Source organism: Lapillicoccus sp. (genome assembly GCF_025353065.1).
Lineage (GTDB): Bacteria > Actinomycetota > Actinomycetes > Actinomycetales > Dermatophilaceae > Lapillicoccus.
Genome location: NZ_JANXRJ010000112.1, coordinates 1 through 2,187 on the forward strand (window position 1 = coordinate 1; position 2,187 = coordinate 2,187).

Sequence of the window (2,187 nt, forward strand, 5' to 3'; positions counted from 1 at the left end):
GGAGAACCCGCAGTGAAGAGTGCGCTCGAGACCCTCAACCCGACCCGGGTCAAGCTGACCGTCGAGGTCCCCTACGAGGAGCTCAAGCCGAGCCTCGACGCGGCATACAAGACCATCGGGGCGCAGGTCCAGGTCCCCGGGTTCCGCAAGGGCAAGGTCCCGGCGCGCATCATCGACCAGCGGGTCGGCCGGGGCGCCGTGCTCCAGGAGGCCGTCAACGAGGCGCTGCCGAAGTTCTACGGCCAGGCCATCGACGACAACCACGTGCGTCCGCTCGGCCAGCCTGACGTCGACGTCACCGAGGTCCCGGCCGAGGTCGGCCAGGAGCTCAAGTTCACCGTCGAGGTCGACGTGCGCCCCGACATCACCCTGCCCGACTACGCCGGGATCACCGTCGAGGTCGACAAGGTCGAGGCGACGGACGCCGACGTCGAGGAGCGCCTGCTCACCCTGCGCCAGCGGTTCGGCACCCTCAAGGGCGTCGAGCGGCCGGTGCTGGACGGCGACTTCGTCTCCATCGACCTGTCCGCGACGATCGGCGACGAGGAGATCGACTCCGTCACCGGCGTCTCCTACGAGGTCGGCACCAAGAACATGATCGAGGGCATCGACGAGGCCCTCCTCGAGATGAACGCGGGGGAGACGAAGAACTTCAGCGCCCCCCTCGCCGGCGGCGACCACGAGGGCCAGGACGCCCAGTGCGTCGTCACGGTCCAGTCGGTCAAGGAGCGGGAGCTGCCCGAGCTCGACGACGACTTCGCCCAGCTGGCCTCGGAGTTCGACACCCTCGAGGAGCTGCGGGCCGACGTCACGAAGCAGGCGGAGCAGGCCAAGAAGTTCCAGCAGGGGATCCAGGCCCGCGACAAGATCCTCGAGGCCCTGCTCGAGTCGGTCGACGTGCCGATCCCCGAGAGCCTCGTCGAGGCCGAGATCCACTCCCACCTCGAGGGCGAGGGTCGCCTCGAGGACGCCGAGCACCGCGCCGAGGTCGACACGAGCACCCGCAAGGCGCTCAAGGCCCAGCTCCTCCTCGACGCGATCGTGGAGAAGCGGGAGATCACGGTCGAGCAGCCCGAGCTCATCGAGTACATCGTCATGTCCGCCCAGCAGTACGGCATGGACCCCAACCAGTTCGCGCAGACGATCGACCAGCAGGGCCAGGTGCCCTCCATGGTCGCCGAGGTCGGCCGCCGCAAGGCGCTCGCCCACGTGCTCGAGCTGGCCAAGGTCGTCGACACCGACGGCACCGCGATCGATCTCAACGAGGTGAACACCGAGGACCTCGCCGGCACCGGCGCCGAGGAGTTCGAGGTGGGGGGCGACGAAGGCCGGACCGGGGACGCCGCCGACGCGGTCGTCGAGGGTGAGGTCATCCACTCCGACCAGTCCGAGGACGCGCCGGACCACGAGCCCGAGGACGCCAAGGCCTGACCGGCCGGGAACGACAACGTGCGCCGCCCTTCCCTTCGGGGTGGGGCGGTGCCCGTGTCCCCGGCCTGCTCGTGTCCCCGGCCTGCTCGCGTCCCCGGCCTGCTCGCGCACGGCCTGTGGACAGCGCAGTTCCCTCTGTCGGGTCCGCGGAATACGATGGGCTTCCCCCACCGGTCCGGCGGGGCCCTGGCGGTAGGGGAGCGACATGCAGCGCAACGGTCGGCGACTCGTCGCGACAGCAGCCATGATGCTCGCCGCGACGGTCGCACTGCTGCCCGCGGCACCTGCCGCCTTCGCCGCAGCGCCACCCACCAGCCCGAAGGGCCTGCTGCCCCCCGACGCCGGCCTCAGCGCCGCGTCGGCTGTCGGCGCCTACTACCCCGCACCCGCCCGACGCCTGCTCGGCACCGCCACGTCGGGGTATGCCGCCGTCCCCAGTGTCGTCGCCAGGGTCGTGGTCGCGGGAGTGCCCGGAGTGCCCCCGTCCGGCCTGTCGGCCGCCGTGGTCAACCTCACCGCCACCGCGGGCCCCGCTGCGGTCGCGATCACCGCCTTCCCGGGTGCCGGACCCCTGACGGGGCCACCCCTGGGGGGGCCCGACGGGCCGATGGTCTCCAGCTCGGTCCCCATCGTGCCGAGCGTGCCGAGCGCGGCGAGCGCGGCGACCTCGCTGAACGCCCCGAACCTCCTGAGCCGGCCCGCCGTCCCCGGCCTCTCCGTGACCGCGCCCGCCGGCGGCAGCCGCACCACCCTGGT

General features: G+C 71.9%; 1 protein-coding gene and 1 pseudogene. Both read left to right on the forward strand.

Annotated features, from left to right (window positions below):
• Window positions 1-12 precede the first annotated feature (12 nt).
• Window positions 13-1,431 (forward strand): trigger factor, encoded by a 1,419-nt coding sequence (gene tig / locus Q0R63_RS09120; RefSeq protein WP_295696574.1) that lies wholly within the window; start codon window positions 13-15, stop codon window positions 1,429-1,431.
• 205 nt (window positions 1,432-1,636) lie between these two features.
• Window positions 1,637-2,187, forward strand: a pseudogene (locus Q0R63_RS09125) (hypothetical protein); the annotation flags it as partial.